We start from the raw sequence: 24,200 nt of genomic DNA on the forward strand, positions 1-24,200 counted from the left end.
CTCCTACGGGAGAAAGAGGTCGACGAGACCCCGGCTCTAAAATAAAAGAGGAAGTTCGACTAAAATCGTCACGTCGTGTGACCACGTCGAACGACCCCACGTCGTGTGGGGCCGCCCGTGGAAAGCGAGTCGTTCTCCAAAAACCCCTAACTCTCAATAAACGCAACGGCCCCCACAAAAGAAAGTATCTCAACTCCGAGTCTTCAACAATACTGACCTATTCTGGATGAATCCATAAAAAAAGACTTGGAATCCAAGTCTTATAACTGTCTCACTAAACCACTTACATGTCGTCCGGCGGCAATTCCAGAGCGAAATGCACTTTCAAATCGAGTACGGCTTGCTTCATCCTCTTCGTGTAAGAACGTATCTCCGGCTATATATAAAGGAAGTGCTTCATGTAAGTTCAAAAATGGTTGATGAATAATGTTTGTTGATTGAGCATACCGCCATCTTTTCACCTGGACTGAACGGATGCTGTTTATGGAAACATAGTCCTTTATCTTTTCTTTCATCTGATGAATGATTTCACTTTCTTCTTCCTCTAAATATTCCTTACTCCATTCTCCATCCATGTACATGCTTATAATCCGAATATCTGATATTCCTTTTTTATAGTGGTCGACGATTCTTTCTACTCCAGTTGGGAGATTTTCATCTTTGTGCCCTGATGGGGGAAGTGACGTATTTGACGTTACTTCAAATAGTCCTACAAAGGCAGGATCGACGTTTATTTGTTTGACCTGATCTAAGACATCAGAACCCAATGTCACAGTACTTTCTTCGAGTAAAGCAATCGTTTGAGGTAGAGGGGAGGTGATAATAAGAGCACCCGTTGTACAGGTTTCACCAGACTCTGATGTAAGCTGGAACCCACCAATTGATTCTTTTATTGTGGTGATACGTGTTTCAAGCACTCGGTCGAGTCCTTCCGCGAGTCTTTTGGCTAATGCATTCATCCCATCTATGCTCGTATATCTAGGATAAGGGTCACCAAACCAGTGTTTGATCCACCCTTTTTCTAACCAGTCATCTACGGATTGTTGAAGTTCGTTTGAACGTACAGTAAAGAATTGGGCTCCATGATCAGCTTTGCCGCCTTCTATCCTTCGTGTAGCCAGGCGACCTCCTACACTTCTTCCTTTATCAATAAGCTGAACATCCTCTACACCTCTCTCAACTAATGTTCTAGCGGCCATAATTCCTGATAGTCCTGCACCTATGATTGTTACTTGAGCATCTCTCATGTGAACCCTCCAATATCTCATCTACTGCCCTTATACCCCATTTTCCGAGTTATTATGAACGACTCAACATATCTTTAGCCCATCGGATAAATCTTCTCGTATCTGTTTATGTTAAACCTTAAAGGAGGTGAAGGAAATTGGCTAAAAGACGTAGTCAGCCTACCAATGTAAACGATGTAAAATCCAAAAACGCCCATTCAGGCATGAGTTATCGAGAAGTTGAAGAATACCTCGCTAATACAACAGGTGGCCAAGATACGAAACAATACAGCAACACAAACCCAGCCACTGTTCGAAGAAAATTAGAATCAAAAAACTCTGAAAGCAACCCTTATTAAATGAACATTTCACCGCTTTAAAGCAACTAGACGTGCCAGACACCCTTTACTTGCCTAAAGCGTGCCTGGCACCCTTCACTAATTTAACGTGAAAAAGCGCCCTCTGATGAGGGCGCTTTTTAGGTAGTTGTAGATGGTTGGGCTGTTTCATATAGATCCGTTTCTTCTCCGTCTTTTGGTTTAAAGAAGAGTTCACGATCTTTATAAAGAAAGAATACGGAGAGTATAAACGCCAGCAAATCTGACAATGGAAATGCCAGCCAAACGCCTATTACACCCATGTTAAATAGATTAGGGAGTATTAGGACAAGTGGAATGAGGAACATCACTTGACGAGCAACGGATAAAATAAATGCTGGCTTCGCCATACCGAGAGCTTGATAAAGCCCTCCACTGACCACTTGAGCTCCGATTAAAATAGCTAGGGCGAATATAATTCGCATCGATAGAGCACCAGACTCAATGACAGCAGGATCCCCTGTAAATATCTTCATTAATAGTTCAGGGAACGCCATCATGACTACAAAAACTACGAGGGAAATTACCGTTGAAACCTTTAAACCGAGCCATATAATTTCCCTGAGACGTCCATACTGTTTAGCTCCATAGTTATAGCCAATGATCGGTTGCATGCCTTGAAGAACTCCAATCATAGGCATAATGGCAAGCATGGTAACCTTTTGGACAATACCGAAGACACCCACCTCAAATGAGCCGCCATAACGAATTAGCATTGCGTTAATGGCAATCATCATCGCACTTCCGCCTACTTGGCGAACAAAGGCCGGGAAGCCAATTACCAGGACTTCTTTCATCAAATCAAAACGTGCTTTAAAGTATTCTAATCCAACATCAAGTGAGCTCTTTCCTGAGGTGAAATAGCGAAGCACGACAAGTGTTACGGAAGCTTGAGAAATAACCGTTGCAATGGAAGCACCTCGAACCCCCATGTCTAATCCAAAAATAAATATTGGATCGAGAATCGTATTTAACACAGCCGGAATGATCATCGTAATCATCGCAAAACGTGAATTTCCTTCTGAACGAATAATATTGTTAGACGCAAAAGCAAATCCAAAAAAGATCGATCCAAGCATTATTGGGAATAGGTACTCTTTGGCATACGGCATGATATCTGGTGTCGCACCGAACAAAGCAAGCAAAGGTTCCATAAACGTAAACGCGCCAACAAACGAAATAAGACTGACAACCGAGATCATGATCACGAGGTTACCGAGCACCTCGTTCGCATCTTCTTTCCTCTCTTCACCGAGGCGCCTGGAGATAACGGAGGCACCTCCAATACCAACAGCAGCAGCAATTGCCATAATAATCATCATGATTGGAAAGCTAATACTTACGCCTGCAACACCGTTGATTCCAACACCACGCGCTATAAACAACGTATCAACAACGTTGTATAGCGCCATAACAAACATCCCGATCATGGCGGGTACTGACAAATTAAGAAGCAGCTTTGGAATTGGCTCTGTGCCAAGACGTTGACTTTGCTGTTTCATCCCCCATTCCTCCTTTAGGTTACTCTGAATAAAGTGACTCTACATTATGCTTCATCTTCTTAAGCCAGGAAATGATGACTTGTTGTTCTTCCGATGTAAAACCTTCTCCGAGCTGTTTCTCAATCCCATCAATTAAACTCCATAATTGACCCTCAATTTCATTCCCTTTGTCGGTTAAAGAAATAAGCTTTGTGCGACGGTCTTCTGGACTTTGACGCTTATGGATTAACTCTTTCTTTAACAAAGAGTCCACCAACCCATTCATGGAAGACCCTTTGATATATAGGCGCTTCTGCATGTCTCCCTGCGCTTGTTCTCCGTGTTCAGACAAGAAGTACAAAACCTTTGATTGAGCCATAGTAAGGTCATGCTCTCTAAGCTTTTGATTATATTGATTTTGTATAAAATGTGAGACAACATTAATATGATAGCCTAATAAGTTCTCAATATCTCGCTTCATTACTTAGCCTCCTAAGTATTTCTAATTATATTTCGATACCCGAAATTTGTAAAGGTATTTACAAATTAATTCCCACATTTATGCAGTACACTCTCTTACCTTTATAGAGATCCAAATTAACCAAGTGCTCATTCTCCGCATTGCCCTTCTCATACAAAAAAAGAGCCACCAAAAGGCAGCTCTTATTCACTCATTTTATTCACTTTATTCGTACACGCTTCCATACCAGCTAAGAGGACGCCCCTTAACCCTTCATCTTCTAAACGAGCGACCGCTTCTATTGTAGAACCACCAGGAGAACAAACTTCATCTTTCAATTCCCCAGGGTGTTTTCCTGTTTCTTGTACCATTTTAGCTGCACCAAGTACGGCTTGAGATGCCATGCGGTAAGACTGTTCACGGGTTAACCCTTGACGAACCCCACCATCTGCCATAGCTTCAATAATCATATATACATAAGCTGGTGAGGAGCCACTAATAGAAGGAACAGCTTTCATCTGACCTTCATTTAAAATCTCCACCTCTCCAAAGCTTTCTAAAAGTTGAACAACAACAGAGAGTTCTTCTTTCGTTACTTGTTTGTTAGGGGAGATCGCTGTCATTCCTGCTTGAACAAGAGATGGCGTATTTGGCATTGCCTGAATGACCTTTACTTCTCTGCCAAACGCTTCTTCAATATCACTCGAGGAGATGCCAGGAGCAATCGTAATGACAATCGCTTCTTCTTTCACAGAATGACGCACCTCGTGAATAACAGCCTCGTATGAGTACGGCTTCACAGCAAGTATAAGAATATCTGCCACTTCTGCAATTGCTCGGTTATCGTTATTCGTTTGAATCCCGAACCTCTCAAAGACATGATCAAGGGTAGCGGGAGTGAGCGCGCTTGCAATAATCTGATCTTTCGGAATCACTTCTGATCCAACCATACCACCAATCATCGCCTGAGCCATTTTACCGGAACCAATAAATCCAACTGTTTGCTGCATTACTGTTCACGTCCTTTTATTTCGTTCATTACTACATATTCAGTATTTAAGCGTAACAAGCTCTTCAAAAAAAAGCAACGCGGTTGTTTTGTATGGTTACCTAGAGCAATCCTCGAAGCTGAGGCACTCTATTCTGTGTGGGGCCGTTATGTTTAATGAGTGCTAGGGGTGCCTGGGGAACGACTCGCTTTCCGCGGCCCCACACGACGTGGGGTCGTTCGACGTTGGCTATTGACGTGACGGTCTTAGTCGAACTTCCTCTACTCTATCTTTTTAACAGCCTCCTCCCTCACTTCGTTCAGTCCGGGGTCTCGTCGACCTCTTTCTCCCGCAGGAGCTCCCCGTTCCCCAGACCCCCCTTATCAGAAGTTGTATAACGTCCCCTTAGCTCGAGTATGGCAGGGCTTCAACACTCCCCCCTTATCAGAGTCATCACATAAGTAGGCTTACATGGAACAAAATCAACATAAAACATTAGCTATAAAAACAGCCAGTCATCTTAATTCCCTAAAAGAAAGAAACAGGCTGTCTACTACTGCGCTAAAAAACCTCGTGCTTCAAGTGCATCAATGGCTTCTTGGAGGTGAGTTTCATTTTTTGAGGTAATCGTGTGCATATGAATCCCTCCTGTTAACTCCAACAAGTAAGAAGCTTTTTTTGAAGCTACTTTTTGTACGAAATCTTCCACTTCTTTTCGATTGGATATTCTGAGGGTAGCCGTCAAATCTCCATACACAGGGTGTTCAACTGAAACATCTTTCACTACAACTCCGTGGTCAACAAGTATATTTAATTCTTCTTTCGTTTCCTCTGGTGAGTGTACACACGCAACTGTTCTTTCGTAAACTTCACTGGGTGCTTCTTTCATGTACAAATACCCCTGGCTTGTGGCAATAATTGGTTCGTTTTTCGCTTTTAAAAGAGAGATATCACCGACTATAACCTGACGACTTACATTAGCTCGCTTTGCTAGTTCCCCGCCTTTTATAGGAGCACCTGTCTCCTTCAATATCTCTAATAGAAGGTGTCTTCTTTCTTCGCCTAGAATCTTTCGTTGTTCGCTCATCTGCTTACTCCTTCTTTTAACTTTGACGTTATTGTACCACAGTAGCGGTCCTCTCCTCGATCACTCCACGCAACCAGCCAGCCAGCTCTTTCACGTCTTCTGTTGTATGATCCCTTCCAAATGAAACACGAATAAAGGTTCTTGCCTCTTCTTCCGTTTTCCCAATAGCTAAGAGAGTAGCAGACGGTTCCTGTGCTCCCACCTGACAAGCACTACCCGTTGAAAAGTGAAAGCCATTCCTGTTGCCTTCTAACATTAACCATTGGCCTTCTATGTGATGGATCAGTAGACCTATTATAGGAACTCCGACACTAGATCTAACAAAATCGAAGCTGTCTGAAAAGCTTGTAAGCTCATTGACGAAGAGACGCTTCCATTCTTCAATCCTTTGCTGATTCTTTGAAAGGTTTTTCACACTTTTCTCTGCCGCTACGGTAAACGCTGCAATTCCAGGGACGTTTAGTGTTCCAGCTCTCATGCCAGACTCATGAACACCATTTGGCAAAAAAGGTTGGTACGTATTCGCGGTGGATAAGTAAAGGCCTCCCACCCCTTTTGGTCCGTAAACTTTATGGCTTGAAAGCGTAAGACTATCTACATAGCGAGTTACCTGTTGCACGTCAAGCTTTCCGAATGATTGTACACAGTCACTATGAAGGAATGCTCCTGATTCCTGACAGATGCGTGAGATCTCTTTTATAGGTTGAGTGGTTCCAATTTCACTATTTACATGGTGAACGGAAACGAGCGCTGTATCGGTTGTCATAATAGATTTTAAGATTTCAAGATCTACAACCCCCGATTCTTTAAGGGGGAGCTTTGTAACCCTATAGCCTTCCGCTTCATATTTCATTGCGGTGTTTTTGACAGAAGAATGCTCTCCATCTGATAGAATGATCTGTTTTCCAGAATGGGCCGACAAAAGCGCTTGGAAAGCTAAGAAATTTCCTTCACTTCCTCCGCTTGTAAAATAGAATCCTTTTGCTTCTCCCCCTATTAGATCAGCCAATGTTTCTCGGCAGTGCTCCAAAAGGCGGTTCGCTTTTGTCCCTTCATCGTGCAAACTTGTGCTATTTGCGAAATACTCCCTCGAAGCTCTCATATAGGTTTGGAGAGCCTCTTCATCAATCGGACAAGATGCAGCATAGTCAAAATAGCGTTTCAATGTTCTCACCCTTCCCAAAATCCATACAAAACTCTTGTCATTAGTTTAAAACTGTGTAAATATAAGTGTCAAGACACCTGTTAAAACAGGAGGGGTTAACACGATGGAACATACTGATGTATTAATTATTGGCAGTGGAATTGCTGCCCTACAACTAGCTACATGTTTGAGCAAGGATATGAATGTGATTGTTCTCACAAAGTCGTCCATTGGGGAAGGAAATTCTCCTTATGCCCAGGGTGGAATCGCTGCTTCACTGGCGCCTGAGGACTCGCCTTTTCATCATTATACAGACACCTTAGAAGCTGGAAGGTTCATCAATCAAAAAGAAGCCGTGTTACAGCTTGCGAAAGAGGCTCCAGAAATAATAAGTGATTTAGTAAGTCGAGGCTGCAACTTTGACCTGGATGAAAGCGGTAACCTCCTACTCGGTATGGAGGGTTCTCACAGCCATAAGCGGATCGTTCATGGTGGAGGCGATCAAACTGGAAAAACCATTGTGGATTGCCTGCGCCAGCATGTTGGCGATCATATCAACATACGGGAAAATACGATGGCCTATTCACTCCTTCTTGACCAGGATGGAGCTTGCTGTGGTGCAAAAGGACGTGGTTCAGACGGAACAACGCATACATTTCTTGCCTCTCATACCGTTCTTGCAACAGGGGGATGCGGTCAGCTTTATACGTTTACCTCAAACGCAGCTTCTGCAACAGGAGACGGCTTAGCCCTTGCTTATCAAGCAGGCGCAAAACTTACAGACATGGAGTTTATTCAATTTCACCCAACCCTTCTTTACAAGGATCAAGAGACAAAAGGTCTTGTCTCAGAAGCGGTTCGAGGCGAAGGTGGGTTCTTAATCAACGAGTCCGGGGAAAGAATTATGGAAAATGTTCATCCCTTAAAAGACTTAGCCCCTCGCCACATTGTAGCCCAGACCATCTACAAGCAAATTGAGAATGGGCACGATGTATACCTCGACATCAGTGGGATCCATGGGTTTACTGAGCGCTTTCCGGCCGTGACCCGCCTTTGCCTTGACCACGGTATTCAAATCGAAGGTGGGAAGATCCCCGTAGCTCCTGGTTGCCATTTCATAATGGGCGGTGTTCATACCAATGAAGTGGGTGCTACGACTGTTAAGGGGTTATATGCCATTGGAGAAGTGGCTTGTACAGGAGTACACGGATCTAATCGTCTGGCTAGCAATTCATTATTGGAAGGACTGGTATACGGAAAACGGTTAGCCCTCCATCTATCCAGCACTACCCTATCAGCTATCCGAAAACCAGTAGTGAAAACACCACAACCATTACCATACGTTGATCTGCCTTCTATTGCAGACATTCAACAACGAATGATGCGGGGGGCAGCCATTGTTCGAACGAAAGAAACGTTACGAGATGTAAAGCAGTGGCTTGAGGATTTCGAATTTGAAGCACAGCTAGAGCACACTGTAGAATCTTGCAGCGCGGAACAAATAACTAGACTGTTTATGCTAACGACAGCTTGGCTAATCACTACTTCAGCACTTCAACGAGAAGAGAGTCGTGGTGGTCATTTCCGAAGTGATTTTCCATTTGAGAAAAAAGCATGGGAATCCGTTCATATCAATCACACCATGCCAATAAAGAAAGGGGAACGAGATGAATACAGTAAAGCTACGGCCATTACTTGAACAATTTTTTATTGAGGATATCGGAGATGGAGATGTGACGAGCGATACACTCTTCGGGAGCAGTTCTACCGGTGAAGTACAATTTACGGCAAAAGGAAATGGAGTATTTTGTGGGCAGTCTATTGTTCTAGAAGGCTATCAGATAATTGACCCATCTGTTGAGGTTACCATCCATTGTCAGGACGGAGAGCGGATTCATGAGGGTCAGACCTTAGCTACTGCACGGGGGAATATGGGGGCTTTATTAAAAGGAGAACGTGTTATCTTGAATCTCATTCAACGCATGAGTGGAATCGCAACTCTTACCACACTAGCTGTTGATACGTTAAATAGCCCTCACACGCGCATATGTGACACCCGCAAAACGACACCTGGTCTTAGAATGTTAGAGAAATATGCAGTTCGAACAGGCGGCGGCTTCAACCACAGGAACGGCCTATATGATGCTGTCATGATTAAGGATAATCATATCGCGTTTGCAGGTTCCATTACGGAAGCTGTAAAGCAAATCAGGCAACAACTCGGTCACATGATTAAAATCGAAGTCGAAGCTGAAACAGAGGCTCAAGTAAGAGAAGCCATCGAGGCTCAGGTAGATTGCATTATGCTAGATAACCAGACCCCTGAATCGGTGAAAGATTTACAGGGAATCATTCCACCTTCCATTACAACCGAAGCGTCTGGAGGGATCACCCTAGATAATCTGGCGACCTATCGAGATACAGGTGTTGATTACATTTCGCTAGGGTGTTTGACACACTCTGTTTCTTCATTAGATATAAGCGTGAATGCAATCATCCATAAGGAGGCATTAGCATGAATTTATTCGAAGCGGTAGAAAGCAAACACCCTCTACTACCAGATACGTATAAACACATGACAAGAGAAGAGCTTGAGGACCGTGTTCGCGGAGTCAAAAAACGAATGGGAGATCGACTTTTCCTACCAGGTCACCATTACCAAAAAGATGAAGTGATCCAATTTGCAGATGCACGCGGAGATTCATTGAAATTAGCTCAACTATCAGCTGACAATAAAGATGCAGAAGCAATCGTCTTTTGCGGAGTACACTTCATGGCAGAAACGGCGGATATCTTAACGAATGAAAATCAACATGTATACTTGCCTGATATGCGGGCTGGCTGTTCAATGGCCGATATGGCTGATCTTCAGCAGACAGAGCGTGCGTGGAGTAAGCTTGGCGATTTGTTTAAGGATACAATCTTACCCCTCACCTATGTGAATTCTACAGCTGCCATTAAAGCGTTCGTCGGAAAATATGGCGGAGCAACCGTCACTTCCTCTAATGCAAAAGCTATGGTGGAATGGGCATTCACTCAAAAAGAACGCATTCTCTTTCTACCTGATCAACATTTAGGCAGGAATACCGCCTATGACTTAGGGATTCCCCTTGAACAAATGGCAGTGTGGGATCCAATTTCAGAGCAACTATTATATGAGGGCGATCCAGAAGACGTTCTCGTCATTTTATGGAAAGGGCATTGCTCCGTTCACGAGAATTTCACTGTTCAAAACATTCAACATCTACGAGAAACAAAGCCAGATATGAAAATCATTGTTCACCCTGAGTGTAGACGAGAGGTTGTGGCAATGTCTGATGATGCCGGATCCACAAACCATATTATCCAAACCATTGAAGCTGCTCCACCCGGTAGTTCGTGGGCAATAGGGACAGAGATGAATTTGGTGAACCGAATTATTCAGGAACATCCCAATAAGGATATTATTTCCCTGAATCCAAACATGTGTCCCTGCTTAACGATGAACCGCATTGACCTCCCCCACTTGGCATGGTGCCTAGAGGCTATCGAAATAGGTGATCCTCATAACCTGATTAAAGTAGATAGTGATCGTGCAGAGTATGCAAAGGAAGCATTAGACCGTATGTTGAGTCGAGCTTAAGACAAAGAGGGTAGCCTTAGAAAGGCTACCCTCTTTTTTATCCTAAGACGTTACGCGTTAGGAAAATGATATTTAACACGACAAGTGCTGCTGTAATACTCTGCTCTGTTTTTGATCCTGTTTTAAATGTTAAAAAGAATCGGTAATAGCGCTTACTAAATGGATAGAGGATCGGTATGCCCATTTTCGTTAAGAAATCGCCAAATAAGTGTGATACAACTCCTGTTAAAAACCCAGCTAAGTAAAACAGCGGAATGTCTAAGTAAATATGAAGCATATAGCTATAAGAAGCCATTAAGGCTATAAACGCAATTGAATGGGTAAACTTACGGTGCCCTGAAAATACGAACAGTAATGGAGATAAAATCATCAGTAAAAACTGAACGGCTTGATTCAAGCCTGGCGTTAAGATCTCCACTCCAACAAGGCAAACAACTAGCATAAATCCCCATCTTTCAAACGGTCCACCGAGCTTAGACTTTGGTGTATCAATATCTGGAATTAACGATCCGATTACAACAGCTGCAAAAAACAGAACTGTTGCAAACATCTTATCAGGGATTACGTCAAACATATTGTATAGCGTAATCGCACCGATCCCCCAAGTAATCCCCATTACCTGGTGACTAGACGCAACCACATGCATCCACCCTCTCTGATGTACTCTCTTTTCGCTGAACACCTGGTTACGAAATCCAATGTTACTCAATTTTAGAAAATAGCGCAAGACCAAACTTTACCAGACATACACTTTAACGCAATGAAGCGTGCCAGGCACGCGTCGTTGCTTTAACGTAGTGATGCGTGCCAGACACCCTTCATTGCTTTACTGCGTTAAAAAAAGGACCTTTATTGAAGGTCCTTTACAATCATTTAGATGGTTTTGGATTGGGTCACTTGGTTAAGAGCTTGGTAAAGGTCTTCCCAAATATCTTCCCATGCTTCAAGGCCAACAGAAAGTCTGATTAAAGAGTTTGTAATGCCCATTTTCTCTCTTATTTCCTCTGGGACAACAGAATGTGTCATCGTGGCTGGGTGTTGAATGAGGGATTCGGCATCTCCTAAACTAACAGCTTTCTTAATAAACGAAAGGTGATTCAAGAATGCTTGAGCTTCTTCTTTTCCACCTTTTATTTCAAATGAAATGAGGCCTCCTCCTTGTTTCATTTGCTTTTTCATAATCTCATAATCTTCGTGCTGAGCATCTCCAGGATAATAAACGCTACTTACTAAAGCATGATCTTTTAAACGAGTAACGACTTTCTCCGCATTCGCACAGTGACGATCCATACGTACAGGCAGGGTCTTCAAACCTCTCAATAACAGCCAGGCATCGAATGGAGAAATGATGCCCCCAATATCTTTCTGAGTCGTCATGGCCAACTGTTGAATAATGTCTTGTTTCCCTATTAAAAGCCCTGCAACGACATCCCCATGACCGCCAATATATTTCGTGGCGCTATGAAGAACAAGGTCACACCCAATCTCAAGCGGCTTCTGTAAATAAGGGGTGGCAAATGTGTTATCGACTATAACCGGAATGTCATAATCCTTCGCCACCTTGGCAACCATTTCTAAATCAATTAGTTCCATCGTAGGGTTAATTGGTGTTTCGACATAAATACAACTCGTTTCCGGGCGGATTAAATTTCGGATCTCTTCCTCTGTATTCATTGTAGAAAAAGAAGTTGTAATATTGTATTTGTCTTCCATCATGGATAATAAACCAAATGTACATCCATAAACCCCACGAGAACAAAGAATATGATCGTTGGCCTTTGTTAAACCGATTAAGACAGCCGAGACAGCCGCCATCCCAGATCCGAATGCCAGTCCCGCTTCGCCCCCTTCTAGCTGAGCAATCCGGTCCTCTAGTGCCCTTACAGTCGGGTTGCCTAACCTTGAGTAGACATAACCATCCTCTGTGCCTGCGAACCGATTTTCCCCCTGCTCTGCACTATCGAAGGTAAATGTTGACGTTTGAAATAGCGGTGTTGTCAGGCTTCCTAAAAAGTCTTTTGAGTCATAACCTCCATGAATGACTTTCGTTTCAAATCCGTGTTCTTTCTTCCCCATCGTGGTGTCCCCCTTTTTGCCTCTAAAGCCTTCTATTCACATCATATGAGATGTTGACAGAAAATGAAAGCGTTTTCTTTTTATTTTATAATGGTTTTGTTAACTAGTTTTGTGGGAGGGGGCCGTTACGCTTGAGGAGTGCTAGGGTTTGCTCGGGGACAACTCGCTTTCCTGCGGGGAGCTGGGAAGCCTCCTCGTTCGCTATCGCTCTCTGCGGGGTCTCCCCTAGGCTCCTTTTCCCGCGGGAGTCTCGCAGTCCCCGAGCAAACCCTGGCGTTAGATAGGTTGACGGCCCGCGGTCACATTAGGTCATCCTATTTCTCTTATTTGGCTTGTTTCCGTTCACCCAAATACAGAAAAGGTTATAAGGAAGTCTCTATACTCCTACCGATCATAAGAAGAACCTGATAGAAACACTCCAACTCCTATAATAAAAGGGACAAAAGAGGAGAAAAAGATACTTCCGCCTATTATGCCAAGGGCTATTCCTGGGCCTTGGCCTATTCCAATAACAAAGGCAATCACGATCGTTAGAAGTCCTGTGAGCATCACCACAAAGGGCAGTAAAATCGACCACAGAGATGCTTTTTTCCCTAAACGGTAGACCAATAGGCTTAATAGAAGTGTCAATGAACCAGAGCTTATGAGGAGAATATCCAACCTACCTCTCCTTTCTTCCTGTTAGGATTTTTCGCCCAAGGCAAGGCTGATTCCGATGATTCCTAGTAAGACTCCCTTTGCTATATTCAACCTTCTTCCGACTTGAGGGACTTTTGATAGCCAATTTCCTACCTTTTCAGCAAAGAAACTGATCGTGGTAAAAATAATGAAGGCTTGTATCAGAAATAAGATTCCAAGCGCTACCATTTGGTACGGAACGTTCCATGCTTCTTTTGAATGGTCGATAAATTGAGGAAATAAAGCAAGGAAGAAGAGGGAAACTTTTGGGTTCAGGACATTCATGAGCACCCCTCTTTTATAGAGCTTCTTATACTCAAGTGCTTGCTTAGATTCAACCCGAAGGCCCCCTCCTTCTTCTTTAAATGCTTGCCATGCTAGATAAAGCAAATAAACTACTCCAGCATATTTGACTACCATAAAAGCTAGCGCAGATTGATAGACAAGAGCTGTGATCCCAACAGCGGCTGCTAGTGTGTGGACGAGTATTCCTGTACATAATCCGAATGTTGTAGCAATACCTGCTCTTTTATTTTGAGAAATGCTTTGGGCTAACACGAATAAATTATCCGGACCAGGCATCAGCGTGAGCACTACAGCGGCTCCTAGAAACGATAGCAAAAGATAAATACTCAAGGGAAACACCTACTTTCTCCTTTTGAATAGAATGTATGTAGGTTCTATATTAGCGGGTCAGAGGTGATTTTGGAATATTTTTCTGATACAGAGAGGAGCACAACATGGCTTATCAATGGGGTGTGGATTCTACACAAGAAGCCACGAAAGAATTATATGACTGTGTACTAAAGAAATATGGAAAACCCAAATACTGGGGAAGATATCTATCAACAGTTCCTGAGGTTTCGGATGGATTAACAGTCTCCGAAATTGAACGGTTGCATAATAACGGCACAAAAGTTATGGCCATTTATAATAATTTCACGGAGGCTACAGGGTATAGGAAAGGGAAAGTCATTGCTCAAAACGCTGTGTTTCATGCCAGGCGTTTAAATTTCCCTAAAGGAAAGGTTTTGTTTGCGAACGTTGAAAAGTCCTTTAAAGTTGATGAATCCTGGATACGAGGCTACGTCGAAGGCATGTACTCTTCGGGGTATCAACCTGGATTTACTTGCGATCCTACAAACGGAAAATTTAATGAAGCTTTTTGCAAAGCAGCCTCAAAGGATAATAAAGTGTCTGCACAGTCCGTTCTTTGCAGTGTAGAACCGGAAACTGGAGTTACAAGAGCACGTAAAGCACCGAAATACACACCTTCTAAACTTTCATGTAAATCGAATGTGTGGGGTTGGCAATATGGCCGTGACGCCGCCGCTTGTCCCATCAACACGAATCTCATCAATGACCGCCTTCTCAATTTATTGTGGTAATAAGAAATCAGGCTAAGGACCGATCGGAAAATGGTCTCTTAGCCTTTAATTCTTACACCCCGCACATTAAAAATGTAAAGTCGGCTTTTGATTTGTGTAAAAATTTAAACAATTAACCTTTATTTGCTAAGTAAATATTGCTATGATAATAGTACTAGTTTCTACATAATACGACAGGAAGCTTTGAAACCAATCTGTATCTGGGCGCTTATGGTTGGTCGAGCTAGTAGCGCAACCGGCCGCATTGATTTTACTCAATGGGGTTTTTTTAGCTTCAAAAGCCTTTGAATGAGTATTCATTTATTTTCGTGATTTCGTTTCACCCTAATCATTACAGATTAATAGAAAGTGATCCATCACAACCATTTGAACACGGGGGATTTTATGAATATTTTTGAACTCTTACAGAAAAACCATCTATTTCACAATTATCAGCCCCTTCATCACCTGGCCGATGATGCTATTTATGGATATGAGGCTCTGCTACGCTCTACTATACAATCCAATCCTGAAGCAATTTTTAAAATTGCTATGCAATCGAGCACTCTCTATAAACTTGATACGATGTCGATCGAGAAAGCCTTCACGCATTATTCTAATCAGCCTAACGATCAAAAACTATTTCTAAATATGTTTATGTCCACCCTTCTTCATCCCAACTTCATTCGATTTATGCATTCTATTCTAGACGCCCCTTCTTCTCCTGTCCCATCTATCGTTTTCGAGATGAATGAAGCGAAGGAAGAGGAAGCTATGTGGGAGTCCCCCCTTCTTCCCGCTCGTATTAACATGTTACGGGAGATGGGAATTCAATTTGCAATTGATGATTTTGGACAAGGGGCTACTTCATTAAAGAAAGCCGTTGAAATGGAACCTGAGTACTTGAAGCTTGATCGCTATTTTGCTACAGACTTAGCTACAAGTGATAAAAAACAAAAACTAGTCTCCCTTTTCACAGATTATTTTAAAGGGGATACAACGGTCGTATTAGAAGGAATTGAAACAGAAGATGATCTTAAGTTAGCCAAAGAGATCGGGATAGATGTAGCGCAAGGATACTATATTGGCAAGCCTCAAGCTCTTGTGGTGGGGTGACGCCACACCACCCAATAGACCACTGAATTGTCTTACCAATCAGTGGTCTTTGTTTCGGTTATAAGACAGAGTTGCGGAAAACCGGAAGCTGAGGCTCGTTGCCAGAAGGGTGCTTGGTCTTGATGGGGGCAACCCATTTTCTTGCAGTATTCTTCGTATAGTTCACCTCACTCCACGGCATAGTAAATAAAAGAACAAATGCCAAGGAGGAGCATGATGACACGTAAACAGAATGCCCATTTAGCCAATGAAGAAACGCTATGGATGAAGCAAACGGACTTACCTGAATTTGACTCACTCAAGGAAGATATCCAAGTGGATGTAGGGATTGTTGGGGCAGGGATTACCGGTGTGACCCTTGCTTACTTGCTTTCTAAAGAAGGGATGAGCGTAGCTTTACTCGAGGCAGATCGAATTTTACACGGCACCACAGGCCATACTACTGCTAAAGTTTCTGCTCAACATGACCTTATTTATGATGAGCTGATTCACCACTTCGGAGTAGAACAAGCAAGAAAGTATTACCGTGCTAATCAAGAAGCGCTAGAATTTATTCAGAACTTGGTAGAGAAAGAAGAGATCGAGTGCCAATTCACAACAGAGGATGCTTATATTTACGGGATTAGCGATGAAAATAGTCAAAAGATCGAACAAGAAGCAAAAGCCTATGAAATGTTACGTATACAAGGGGAAATCATTGATCGTCTTCCTATTGACCTATCTATTAAGAAGGGTATCATAATGCCAAATCAAGCGCAGTTCAATCCCCTTTCCTACTTACAACACTTAGTTAGAGAAATGATGAAGAAACATGTCCATATCTTTGAGCAAACGGTAGCAACCGATGTAGAAGAAGGCAATCAGCCTAAAATTATTACAAAAAACGGACCTAAAGTAACCTGTACGTCAATCGTTTCAGCTTCTCACTTTCCTTTTTACGACGGTAAAGGCTTCTTTTTTAGCCGCATGTATGCCGAGCGTTCTTATATTGTTGCAGCTAAAACGGACCAACCTTTAGAGGGAATGTATTTAAGCGCAGATCAACCAAAGCGATCTATACGAACGACAACCTTTAAAGATCAAACTTACGTCTTATTAGGTGGAGAAAGTCACAAAACGGGTCAAAGTCATTCTTCAAAACTACATTTCGATGCTCTAGAGAATTTCGGACGTAGACATTTTAATCTATCCGGAACGATACACCAGTGGGGAGCCCAAGACTTGATTACAATGGATAAAGTCCCCTATATTGGCCATTTAACATCCCGTCATTCGAATATTTTTGTAGCCACTGGATATCGAAAATGGGGAATGACAAACGGAACTGCAGCTGCTTTATTGCTTAAAGATCTGATTCAAAAGAAAGAGAACCCTTATGAGGACCTGTTCACGCCTACACGTTTTTATGCTGACCCTAGCATCAAGCACTTCTTAACCCAGAATACAAATGTTGCTTCCCAATTTATAAAAGGTAAAGTCCGTCTCAATACACAATCTATAGATGATCTGCACCCTGGAGAGGGATCAATGATCATTCATAATGCTCAAAAAGCCGGTGCATATAAAGATGAATCCGGAAACGTACATGTTGTCGATACTACATGTACACACCTCGGATGTGAAGTTGAGTGGAATGCAGAAGAAAAGTCGTGGGATTGCCCATGTCATGGCTCGCGCTTTTCCTATGATGGAACGGTTTTAGAAGGACCTGCTGATGAGCCGCTAAAAAGATTAGAAGAATGAATCAATCGGCCTCCCAGATACGAGTCTTAAGACAAAGCCTCTGTGGACTTTGTTCCATATAAGCCCCTTTGTGGAATGCTCTAATCTGAGGAGATGCTTCCGTTTGCTGTAATTGAGAGTAAGGTGGTTCGGGAAATCACTCGCTTTCCGCGGCGAGCTGGGAAGCCTCCTCGTTCGCTACGCTCTCTGTGGGGTCTCCCCTAGGCTCCTACTGCCGCAGGAGTCTCGCAATTTCCCGACCACCTTTTCCATATATAGGGTAACGGAAGCGTGCTACATAAGGGGGGAAGTATTGAAGCCCCGCCTTACTCGAGCTAAGGGGGACGTTATACAAATTCTGATAAGGGGTGTCTCAGCTTCGAGTCTTCAACACCCCTCCCTTTTCTTGAACAAGGCTGTTATAAAGAATAACAACATGAACCTTTAGCAGAGCTAAGACAAAAAAGAAGCTGCCAGATGGCAGCTTCTTTTTTATAAGATCGAGTTAGAGATTAAAATGAGCGCTCTTCTTCGATCTCATGATATTTATCAAGAATGTACAATTTGCTTGGTTTGTGTTCTTGAGCCATTTCTTCTGCTTTCTCAATGGCTTTATCTTTCTTCTCATACTTGTCGGTAGGAGCTACGTCCTCCACTTTTACATACCATTCTGTTGCATCTTTGTTGGGTGCTACTGTGTATTCTCTCATGTATTATCGCTCCTTTTTTTGTGTTGGGTTATACCTATATGTTCCCAACCTAGAAGCGTATAAAACATATAACCGAATAAATGGGTATGCTTTAAGAAATTCGCTATGCTGTAGCCCATTTACCTACGGTTTCAAGGGCTGATTGTTCTGGAAAATACTCAATGAAATAACGATAAAACAGAGCTTCTTGTTTACTGCGGATATCAACTGGAGCTGCTTCGTTAATAAGAGCCAATTCTGAATCGGATATCGTTTTGTTGGCATAGGTTTCAAGCAAATCTAACGCTCCACTACCAGCTGAGAATTCTTCCTTCTTCCTCCACAACACCTGATCCGGTAATACTCCATCAAATGATTCTCGCAAAATGGTTTTCTCCATTTGTTCTTCCGTATGAAGCTTTTGTTCAGACGGTATACGTAAAGCTGTTTCAATTAATTCTAAATCTAAGAACGGAACGCGTAGCTCAATGGAGTGAGCCATACTCATTCTGTCTCCTCGTTGTAAGTTAATATTATGAAGGGTATTTATGATGCGAATAATTTCTGCATTAAGGGTTTCTGTCGTCTGGAATTTCTTCATATACTCATAGCCTGCAAAAATCTCGTCAGCTCCCTCTCCTGAAAGGATCACCTTCACATGCTCTGAGGCAAGTTTTGACACAAAATAATTCGGAATCGCACTTCTTACTAAAGAAGGTTCATAGGATTCCAAGGCATATACAACATGAGGAATAGCCTCTATCAACTCTTCTTCTGAATATATGTATTCGTAATGGTCTGACCCTATTGATTTAGCTACATCACGAGCGCGCTCAATATCTTCACTTCCAGCAGATCCGACACAGAAGGATTTCACCGTTCTCCCCTGCTCTTTAGCCTTCTTTGCAGCAATGGCCGAAATTAAACTACTATCTAATCCACCACTTAAGAGCACGCCAACCTCTACATCTGCCAGAAGTCTTTTCTCTATCGCTTGTTCAAGTTTTTCTCTGATTACTGTAGTCATTTCACGACGTGTTGTTTGTGCGGGTTGGTCTGGATGCTTGATCTGTCTATATCTCACAAAACCAGTTTGTGGCGTATAATAAGTTCCAGGAGGAAATTCCTGCACATTATTCGTAATAAGATATAAGGTCTTTAATTCAGAAGAGAACACATAATTCCCTTCGTCATCTTGTCCGTAATATAAAGGCTTAATTCCTAATGTATCTCTCGCCGCAACGAATGTATCCGTTAGCTCATCAACGATGACGAATGCAAACATACCATCCAGTTTCTCTATACTCTTAACCCCTTCTGTTTCAATTAATTTTAACGCAACTTCACTATCGGAATGGGTTAAAAATGTTGTTTGCTCTTCTAATTCACCTTTCAATTCTAAGTAATTATAAATTTCACCATTACATACGATCCACTTGGTTTTCTCTTCATTGGGTATTGGCTGAATACCATCATCTAGCCCAATAATGGATAAACGTTGGTGTCCAATATGGAAACCTTCTAAAGGGACTTGTTTTCCTTCATCAGGTCCTCTATGTTTCATGCTCTCTAGAATTTCTTTCATTTTGTTCGTTTCTACATGGCCTGTTGTGGCGAATATGCCGCACATATTATTGGGTCACCTCTACTGTTTTATTTTGAATATGACGTTCATTATATAAGTTCTCCTTCAAAGAACCAAATACTGGACAATCCTCCATTTTTGTATTTTTAAGATAATTCCAATGGATCTTTCCCATTTTTTTAATGAGTTCCGAATAGATCGCTTTATTTGGTTCTATTTAAAGAGATATACCCTTTTTTTATGTTAATGTTCTATTTAACCTCAAATTTTTTTCATTTGGTTTGAAAAGGTATGTAAAAAGATGAATCATTTCTCATATAATATAGGTAATATATAGCCGATTTATACTATATAGAATGGGGAATGCGTGTTATGATACGGTACAATTGATAATTGTCAGGTGTGATCGACATGAAACGAATTGCATTAACAGTTTTATTTTTATTCAGTTTCCTTATTATTCTCTTCTATTGGGTTGGTAACGAATCGAAAGTTAGTGATTCCTCCCTTAGCGGTGAAGGGGCTCAAGAGTTTTCCGTCCAAGAAGCGGATGGAGAAAAGTCAGAGGAAGAAAAAACCATCACCGAAGAACTGAAAGAAGCGGTCTCTACTGTTTTAGAAGGGGCTAAAGAAATCTTTGTGGAAGACAACATAAATATTGTGGCCATTGGCGATTCACTTACTCAAGGCGTAGGTGATTCCTCAGGAAACGGTGGTTACGTAGGGATTATTGAAGAAACACTACAAGAAAACAATCAAGATTTTCAGATTAAGAACTTCGGTAAGCGAGGTAATCGTACAGACCAGTTGTTAGACCGACTGAAAGAAGAGGAAATCTCCACTTCTGTGCAAGAAGCCGATGTGATTGTTATTACAATCGGGGCTAACGATATTATGAAAGTTGTCAAAAACAACTTCACCTCTCTTGCTTATGAAGATTTCGAGAGTGAACTTCCTCAATATGAGGATCGATTATCCTCTATTTTTCAAACCATTCGTTCTCAAAATCAGGACGCCCATATTTATCTTGTAGGTTTGTTCAATCCATTTGAACAATATTTCAGTGATATCCCTGAGCTCGACCAAATCATTTACGATTGGAATCGTATTAGCAAAGATGTCGTCGATCGATATGCGAATGTTAACTACATTCCAATCAAAGATTTATTTAGCGGTTCTACTGAAGATCTTTATTACGAAGATAACTTTCACCCCAATTTAAAAGGGTACAGACTAATGGCTGAACGTATTCTATCTCATTTAAAAGATGAGATTGTGCGGCAAAATGAAGAAGAAATTTAGAGACATCAGTTAGATTGGAGATGTCATATGTTTGAAGCAATAAAAGTCAACAATAAGTGGAAGTGGCTATTCTTTATCCTAGCGATTATTAATGTTGGAGTCATTCTATGGCTTCTATTACTTGTTTATTTACCAACCTCATCTGTATCCGTCCCTAAGTCTATGCCTTTCAGCGATAAGCGGGCTGAATTTACAGTGATGTCTAGTAAGGATAACCTGAATCAAATCATCAATAGTTATTTGACAGAAATATCCGACACACAATCCATTGATTACTCAGTTTCTCTAGAAGATGATGTGGAGTTAACCGGAACGATTGTCGCTTTTGATAAAGAATTGCCTTTAACAATGAAGTTTGATCCAGTCGTACAAAAAAACGGAGACCTTATCCTTCAGCAAAAATCAATTACACTCGGCCGTCTTCATCTGCCGAACAAAAAGGTTTTGGATTATATTAAGGATAACTATCCAATGCCTGAGTGGATTATTGTAAATCCAGATGAAGAAAATGTTTATGTAGCCGTCACCCAGATTAACCCGGGGTATGAACTAGGGCTTCGAGCCTCTACGTTCAATCTAAAGAAAGACCAACTTGCTTTTGAACTAACGGTTCCACATGAAACATTTGGATTTAGCCAAAGCTCATGGTTGAAGAAACTCATTAAGTAACAGAAAATTCTCACTTGGGCGTGGAATGAGCTTAATGTAAGCTCCTACAAGCGACCCTATTGGAGGTATATTAAAAAAGGCTGCCTACGTGGCAGCCTTTTTTACGTTTACGACCCCGTTTTAGCGGAGTGATCTGAATTTGATGAAGAAGAGGTCTGTTTCTTCATCGCATGGTAATCTTCTGTTATAGCCTTATAAAACGAGTAAGCCATCATAATCATAATCATTGAAAATGGAAAGGCCGCTGAGATCAGAGCATTCTGCAAGCCTTGTAGACCGCCTGTATAAAGCAAAATGGCAGCTGTCGCAGATTGAGCAATTCCCCAGCTAAACTTCACTGTTTTCGGAGGATTTAGAGACCCATTCGTGCTTTGCATACCAAGCACAAATGTAGCTGAGTCGGCTGAAGTGACAAAGAAAGTTCCTATTAAACATAAAGCAATAATAGATGTAATTGTTCCTAATGGGTACTCCATCAATGTCCCGAACAAGGCTTGTTCTGTTGCTAATCCGGCAATATCTGCTGCGCCTGTTTGTTCAAGGTTAATGGCTGACATACCGAACGTTGCAAACCATAGGAAACTAACAAGGGAAGGAACAACGAGTACGCCGATTAGAAATTCACGAATCGTACGTCCTTTAGAAACTCGGGCGATAAAGATTCCTACAAACGGAGACCAAGCAATCCACCATGCCCAATAGAAAACCGTCCAGTCTTGAATCCATGTTTGTTGCTCATCGTTATTTGGTGCAAGCCTAAAGCTCATATTCCCAACATCTTTAATATAGGATCCAATTGTATTTGTAAAAACATTCATAATGTTTAAAGTAGGTCCTACAACGAGGACGAATCCAAATAATAAAAGAGCTAATACTAAGTTTGTATTACTTAAATATTTAATCCCTTTACTCAATCCAGTATAAGCTGAAATCATAAACAACACGGTAACTACGCCAATAATGACGAGCTGTACCCAGAATTCATCAGGTGTATCTAATAAATAATTAAGACCACCGTTAATTTGGGCGGCACCAAACCCAAGTGTTGTCGCTACTCCTATAACAGTAGCAAATATCGCAATAACATCGATTATTTTTCCGATTGGCCCCTTTGTCTTGTCCCCTAAAATAGGAGTTAATGTTGCACTTATAAGTCCTGGAGCACCTCGGCGGAATTTAAAGTAAGCTAACGTCATAGCTACGAGTGCATAAATAGCCCAAGCATGAACTCCCCAGTGAAAATAAACAAACTTAAGGGATTCATTTAATGCCTCTGGCGTTCCTGTTTCAGCCGTAGGCGCGTTTTTCACGTAGTGCGAAATAGGCTCCGCTACGCCCCAGAAGACAAGTCCGATTCCCATTCCTGCACTAAACAACATGGCAAACCATGTCGGCATACTATAGTCTGGTTCATCATCTGGCTTTCCTAGCTTCATTTTTCCGTAAGGGCTAATAATCATAAAGATACAAAATAGTACAAACAACGCAACAACAATTAAGTAGTACCAACCAAAATGAACGGACAAGTAATCCCTAATTGATAATGTAACCTTTTTTAAATGATCAGGAACAAGAACCCCCCAGGTAACAGCTGCAGCTACTATGGCAATCGTAATCCAAAAGACTGGTGAGACTTTTTGTGCTAATGATTTACTCAAATGATTACTCCTCTCCTAATTATTTCATCTTAATGGTATGTAGATGAGATGATGGGAAGTTTTGGTGTCCTATTCCTTTACCCCCTAAGTTATTCAGTAAACAAGTTGATTATTTTTAATAATATTTCGAACAAACTGTACAAACGGAATTCCCATTACAAAAGTCCCTTTTAATTCAAAAAAATTACAATCATGAAACAGCATCATACATTCATATAATTGGGTAGAAGAGGTGATGTCCTTTGAAGGAAAAGCAATCTCAGGTTAACTGGGAAAAGTTCTCAAAAACCATTGATCAGGTGTTGGGTCAGGACTTTTGGGACGATATGCATCATGTCATACCAAAGCGAGGTCCTGCCTATGATTTGTACGATGCAGAAAGTCATCTTGTTGTCATTGTGGATCTACCAGGCCTTGCCTCATCAGAGCACCTTACCTTGAAACAGAACGGAACGAATCTAATACTAGAAGGCCATGTCCCAACAGCCTATCAAGCTTCAGAACAGCAAACATTGCATAAAGAACGGTTTCAAGGCCATTACAAAAGAACGATTCGTATTCCATTTCACTTCACACCAGACGAAGTGACTTCCTCCTACAAGAACGGATTATTAGAAATCCAAATCCAAAAGAATAAAGATGAAGATACCATTCCTATTCAAATGCCAAAAGTAGACGAATAGAGCATCAAGTATTATTGATTGTATTTAACTAGTTGCGATGTAAGCAATTTATGAGAGAAAAGGATCATTGTGAGAGGAATAAAGGAGGAATACGTATGGCGTGGTTGCATACCATTCACACGATGAGATTTGTTTTGATTGGGCTATTTTCGCTAACCGCTACAAGTTTGTTAGCATTTCAATCCATTGAGATTATAGAAGCTTTCGTGGAATTATTTGCTGATTTATTTAACCGAAAAAAATAACGTTCACGAAAAGGGAGAGTATTC

24 protein-coding genes and 1 riboswitch are annotated in these 24,200 nt (G+C 41.7%); of the genes, 11 read left to right on the forward strand and 13 right to left on the reverse strand.

From position 1 onward, the window contains the following. Nucleotides 1-260 precede the first annotated feature (260 nt). Nucleotides 261-1,247, reverse strand: a complete 987-nt coding sequence (locus tag IEW76_RS03035; protein WP_188650801.1) for an NAD(P)/FAD-dependent oxidoreductase — start codon at nucleotides 1,245-1,247, stop codon at nucleotides 261-263. A 137-nt stretch (nucleotides 1,248-1,384) separates the two neighbouring features. Here IEW76_RS03035 and IEW76_RS03040 point away from each other — a divergent pair, with 137 nt between their 5' ends. Continuing rightward, on the forward strand, nucleotides 1,385-1,585 hold the full coding sequence (locus IEW76_RS03040; RefSeq protein WP_188650803.1) for a gamma-type small acid-soluble spore protein: 201 nt from the start codon (nucleotides 1,385-1,387) through the stop codon (nucleotides 1,583-1,585). A gap of 119 nt (nucleotides 1,586-1,704) precedes the next feature. Here the strand turns inward: IEW76_RS03040 and IEW76_RS03045 are convergent, their stop codons facing one another. The 5 genes from IEW76_RS03045 to IEW76_RS03065 form a co-directional block, all read right to left on the reverse strand. Further along, on the reverse strand, nucleotides 1,705-3,105 hold the full coding sequence (locus IEW76_RS03045; protein ID WP_188650805.1) for an MATE family efflux transporter: 1,401 nt from the start codon (nucleotides 3,103-3,105) through the stop codon (nucleotides 1,705-1,707). A 19-nt stretch (nucleotides 3,106-3,124) separates the two neighbouring features. Then, nucleotides 3,125-3,565: a MarR family winged helix-turn-helix transcriptional regulator gene (locus tag IEW76_RS03050; RefSeq protein ID WP_188650807.1), complete on the reverse strand. Its 441-nt coding sequence runs from the start codon at nucleotides 3,563-3,565 to the stop codon at nucleotides 3,125-3,127. 182 nt (nucleotides 3,566-3,747) lie between these two features. Continuing rightward, nucleotides 3,748-4,554, reverse strand: coding sequence for a pyrroline-5-carboxylate reductase (proC, locus tag IEW76_RS03055; RefSeq protein ID WP_188650808.1), 807 nt, complete (start codon nucleotides 4,552-4,554; stop codon nucleotides 3,748-3,750). 532 nt (nucleotides 4,555-5,086) lie between these two features. Beyond that, on the reverse strand, nucleotides 5,087-5,620 hold the full coding sequence (locus IEW76_RS03060) for a transcription repressor NadR (protein ID WP_188650810.1): 534 nt from the start codon (nucleotides 5,618-5,620) through the stop codon (nucleotides 5,087-5,089). 28 nt (nucleotides 5,621-5,648) lie between these two features. Beyond that, entirely contained in the window at nucleotides 5,649-6,785 is a 1,137-nt protein-coding gene (locus tag IEW76_RS03065; protein WP_188650812.1) for an IscS subfamily cysteine desulfurase, read from the reverse strand. A 103-nt stretch (nucleotides 6,786-6,888) separates the two neighbouring features. Between IEW76_RS03065 and nadB the strand changes: the two genes are divergently transcribed. The 3 genes from nadB to nadA are packed head-to-tail and all read left to right on the forward strand — an operon-like array spanning nucleotide 6,889 to nucleotide 10,386. Beyond that, nucleotides 6,889-8,463 carry an L-aspartate oxidase gene (nadB, locus tag IEW76_RS03070; RefSeq protein ID WP_188650814.1) on the forward strand — a complete coding sequence of 525 codons (1,575 nt, stop codon included), beginning with the start codon at nucleotides 6,889-6,891 and terminating at the stop codon, nucleotides 8,461-8,463. Further along, entirely contained in the window at nucleotides 8,432-9,283 is an 852-nt protein-coding gene (gene nadC / locus IEW76_RS03075) for a carboxylating nicotinate-nucleotide diphosphorylase (RefSeq protein ID WP_188650816.1), read from the forward strand. The genes nadB and nadC overlap by 32 nt, the downstream gene beginning before the upstream one ends. Further along, nucleotides 9,280-10,386 carry a quinolinate synthase NadA gene (nadA, locus tag IEW76_RS03080; RefSeq protein WP_188650818.1) on the forward strand — a complete coding sequence of 369 codons (1,107 nt, stop codon included), beginning with the start codon at nucleotides 9,280-9,282 and terminating at the stop codon, nucleotides 10,384-10,386. The genes nadC and nadA overlap by 4 nt, the downstream gene beginning before the upstream one ends. Before the next feature lie 37 nt (nucleotides 10,387-10,423). On the opposite strand, the gene IEW76_RS03085 is transcribed toward nadA, so the two are convergent. From IEW76_RS03085 to IEW76_RS03100, 4 genes are all read right to left on the reverse strand, one after another. After that, nucleotides 10,424-11,026, reverse strand: a complete 603-nt coding sequence (locus IEW76_RS03085) for a metal-dependent hydrolase (protein WP_188650820.1) — start codon at nucleotides 11,024-11,026, stop codon at nucleotides 10,424-10,426. Between the two features lie 233 nt (nucleotides 11,027-11,259). Beyond that, nucleotides 11,260-12,462 carry a methionine gamma-lyase gene (gene megL, locus IEW76_RS03090; protein WP_188650822.1) on the reverse strand — a complete coding sequence of 401 codons (1,203 nt, stop codon included), beginning with the start codon at nucleotides 12,460-12,462 and terminating at the stop codon, nucleotides 11,260-11,262. A gap of 384 nt (nucleotides 12,463-12,846) precedes the next feature. Continuing rightward, nucleotides 12,847-13,122 carry a hypothetical protein gene (locus tag IEW76_RS03095; protein WP_188650824.1) on the reverse strand — a complete coding sequence of 92 codons (276 nt, stop codon included), beginning with the start codon at nucleotides 13,120-13,122 and terminating at the stop codon, nucleotides 12,847-12,849. A 21-nt stretch (nucleotides 13,123-13,143) separates the two neighbouring features. After that, on the reverse strand, nucleotides 13,144-13,776 hold the full coding sequence (locus IEW76_RS03100; protein WP_188650827.1) for a LysE family translocator: 633 nt from the start codon (nucleotides 13,774-13,776) through the stop codon (nucleotides 13,144-13,146). A gap of 104 nt (nucleotides 13,777-13,880) precedes the next feature. On the opposite strand from IEW76_RS03100, the gene IEW76_RS03105 reads away from it, so the two are divergent. The 3 genes from IEW76_RS03105 to IEW76_RS03115 all read left to right on the forward strand — a co-directional run bounded on the left by IEW76_RS03105 (nucleotide 13,881) and on the right by IEW76_RS03115 (nucleotide 17,366). After that, nucleotides 13,881-14,528 carry a glycoside hydrolase domain-containing protein gene (locus IEW76_RS03105; protein ID WP_188650829.1) on the forward strand — a complete coding sequence of 216 codons (648 nt, stop codon included), beginning with the start codon at nucleotides 13,881-13,883 and terminating at the stop codon, nucleotides 14,526-14,528. A gap of 167 nt (nucleotides 14,529-14,695) precedes the next feature. Further along, nucleotides 14,696-14,774, forward strand: a riboswitch (cyclic di-GMP riboswitch). Between the two features lie 138 nt (nucleotides 14,775-14,912). Further along, nucleotides 14,913-15,623, forward strand: a complete 711-nt coding sequence (locus IEW76_RS03110) for an EAL domain-containing protein (protein ID WP_188650832.1) — start codon at nucleotides 14,913-14,915, stop codon at nucleotides 15,621-15,623. A 216-nt stretch (nucleotides 15,624-15,839) separates the two neighbouring features. Beyond that, nucleotides 15,840-17,366, forward strand: coding sequence for an FAD-dependent oxidoreductase (locus IEW76_RS03115; RefSeq protein WP_188650834.1), 1,527 nt, complete (start codon nucleotides 15,840-15,842; stop codon nucleotides 17,364-17,366). A gap of 491 nt (nucleotides 17,367-17,857) precedes the next feature. Here IEW76_RS03115 and IEW76_RS03120 read toward each other — a convergent pair whose 3' ends face one another. Then, complete coding sequence (locus IEW76_RS03120) at nucleotides 17,858-18,055, reverse strand: DUF2188 domain-containing protein (RefSeq protein ID WP_036780294.1); 198 nt, start codon at nucleotides 18,053-18,055, stop codon at nucleotides 17,858-17,860. 103 nt (nucleotides 18,056-18,158) lie between these two features. Next, entirely contained in the window at nucleotides 18,159-19,664 is a 1,506-nt protein-coding gene (gene asnB / locus IEW76_RS03125; RefSeq protein WP_188650836.1) for an asparagine synthase B, read from the reverse strand. Nucleotides 19,665-20,030: 366 nt separating this feature from the next. Between asnB and IEW76_RS03130 the strand changes: the two genes are divergently transcribed. Together IEW76_RS03130 and IEW76_RS03135 are read left to right on the forward strand one after the other, a co-directional pair. Beyond that, entirely contained in the window at nucleotides 20,031-20,921 is an 891-nt protein-coding gene (locus tag IEW76_RS03130) for an SGNH/GDSL hydrolase family protein (RefSeq protein ID WP_188650838.1), read from the forward strand. 27 nt (nucleotides 20,922-20,948) lie between these two features. Continuing rightward, nucleotides 20,949-21,590: a YpmS family protein gene (locus IEW76_RS03135; RefSeq protein WP_188650840.1), complete on the forward strand. Its 642-nt coding sequence runs from the start codon at nucleotides 20,949-20,951 to the stop codon at nucleotides 21,588-21,590. 107 nt (nucleotides 21,591-21,697) lie between these two features. On the opposite strand, the gene IEW76_RS03140 is transcribed toward IEW76_RS03135, so the two are convergent. Beyond that, a complete protein-coding gene (locus IEW76_RS03140; protein WP_188650842.1) occupies nucleotides 21,698-23,248 on the reverse strand; it encodes a glycine betaine uptake BCCT transporter in 1,551 nt (516 codons plus the stop codon). 242 nt (nucleotides 23,249-23,490) lie between these two features. On the opposite strand from IEW76_RS03140, the gene IEW76_RS03145 reads away from it, so the two are divergent. After that, nucleotides 23,491-23,931, forward strand: coding sequence for an Hsp20/alpha crystallin family protein (locus IEW76_RS03145; RefSeq protein ID WP_229721107.1), 441 nt, complete (start codon nucleotides 23,491-23,493; stop codon nucleotides 23,929-23,931). 95 nt (nucleotides 23,932-24,026) lie between these two features. After that, nucleotides 24,027-24,176 (forward strand): hypothetical protein, encoded by a 150-nt coding sequence (locus IEW76_RS03150; protein ID WP_188651139.1) that lies wholly within the window; start codon nucleotides 24,027-24,029, stop codon nucleotides 24,174-24,176. Nucleotides 24,177-24,200 lie beyond the last annotated feature (24 nt).

It is taken from the genome of Pontibacillus salipaludis (genome assembly GCF_014642405.1).
Taxonomy (GTDB): domain Bacteria; phylum Bacillota; class Bacilli; order Bacillales; family BH030062; genus Pontibacillus; species Pontibacillus salipaludis.

Coding starts and splice junctions, on each gene's coding strand:
- IEW76_RS03045 (WP_188650805.1), bottom strand. CDS start 3,105: ATGAAACAGCAAAGTCAACGTCTTGGCACAGAGCCAATTCCAAAGCTG.
- proC (WP_188650808.1), bottom strand. CDS start 4,554: ATGCAGCAAACAGTTGGATTTATTGGTTCCGGTAAAATGGCTCAGGCG.
- IEW76_RS03130 (WP_188650838.1), top strand. CDS start 20,031: ATGAAACGAATTGCATTAACAGTTTTATTTTTATTCAGTTTCCTTATT.
- IEW76_RS03035 (WP_188650801.1), bottom strand. CDS start 1,247: ATGAGAGATGCTCAAGTAACAATCATAGGTGCAGGACTATCAGGAATT.
- IEW76_RS03060 (WP_188650810.1), bottom strand. CDS start 5,620: ATGAGCGAACAACGAAAGATTCTAGGCGAAGAAAGAAGACACCTTCTA.
- IEW76_RS03115 (WP_188650834.1), top strand. CDS start 15,840: ATGACACGTAAACAGAATGCCCATTTAGCCAATGAAGAAACGCTATGG.
- nadC (WP_188650816.1), top strand. CDS start 8,432: ATGAATACAGTAAAGCTACGGCCATTACTTGAACAATTTTTTATTGAG.
- IEW76_RS03120 (WP_036780294.1), bottom strand. CDS start 18,055: ATGAGAGAATACACAGTAGCACCCAACAAAGATGCAACAGAATGGTAT.
- asnB (WP_188650836.1), bottom strand. CDS start 19,664: ATGTGCGGCATATTCGCCACAACAGGCCATGTAGAAACGAACAAAATG.
- megL (WP_188650822.1), bottom strand. CDS start 12,462: ATGGGGAAGAAAGAACACGGATTTGAAACGAAAGTCATTCATGGAGGT.
- nadB (WP_188650814.1), top strand. CDS start 6,889: ATGGAACATACTGATGTATTAATTATTGGCAGTGGAATTGCTGCCCTA.
- IEW76_RS03135 (WP_188650840.1), top strand. CDS start 20,949: ATGTTTGAAGCAATAAAAGTCAACAATAAGTGGAAGTGGCTATTCTTT.
- IEW76_RS03150 (WP_188651139.1), top strand. CDS start 24,027: ATGGCGTGGTTGCATACCATTCACACGATGAGATTTGTTTTGATTGGG.
- IEW76_RS03110 (WP_188650832.1), top strand. CDS start 14,913: ATGAATATTTTTGAACTCTTACAGAAAAACCATCTATTTCACAATTAT.
- IEW76_RS03050 (WP_188650807.1), bottom strand. CDS start 3,565: ATGAAGCGAGATATTGAGAACTTATTAGGCTATCATATTAATGTTGTC.
- IEW76_RS03105 (WP_188650829.1), top strand. CDS start 13,881: ATGGCTTATCAATGGGGTGTGGATTCTACACAAGAAGCCACGAAAGAA.
- nadA (WP_188650818.1), top strand. CDS start 9,280: ATGAATTTATTCGAAGCGGTAGAAAGCAAACACCCTCTACTACCAGAT.